1 protein-coding gene is annotated in these 485 nt (G+C 74.2%); it reads left to right on the top strand.

The features are described 5' to 3' along the window. A partial coding sequence (locus tag G3I65_RS40030) for an MFS transporter (RefSeq protein ID WP_160700690.1) occupies positions 1-485 on the top strand: 485 nt, incomplete at both ends.

Here is a 485-nt window from a genome sequence, read left to right as displayed (position 1 = left end):
CGCTGACCGGGAACCGCGTGTTCACCGGCTCGCTCGGCCTGCAGCTGTTGTGGGGACTGGGGATCTCCGGGATCTTCTTCTTCACGCCGTTGCTGCACCAGGAGTTCCTCGGGCTCGGGCCGGTCGGCGCCGGGTTGCCGCTGGTCCTGGTCGCGGTGGCGGTCATCGCCGCGACACCGCTGGTGCCGCGGGCGGTGGCCCGACATGGTCCACTTAGGACAGTGGCGGGCGGGCTCGCCGTGGTCGGGGCCGGGCTGCTGGCCCTCGCCGCGGTGAACCGGATCCCGGACGTCTGGCCGCGCGTGCCCGGCCTGGTCCTGATCGGCGCCGGCTCGGCCTTCACCGTCCCGATGACCTCGCACGCGCTGGACGTCGTGGCGGAGCGCCATTCCGGCACCGCGTCGGGATTGCTCACCGCGGCCCGGGAGCTGTCGAGCGCGCTCGGCGTCGCGCTGATCGGCGCGGTGCTGACGGCGGTGCGCGCG

It is taken from the genome of Amycolatopsis sp. SID8362, from assembly GCF_010550475.1.
GTDB lineage: Bacteria > Actinomycetota > Actinomycetes > Mycobacteriales > Pseudonocardiaceae > Amycolatopsis > Amycolatopsis eburnea.
Note: the sequence above shows the minus strand (reverse complement) of the source record. Positions and strands in the feature narration are given on the sequence as shown.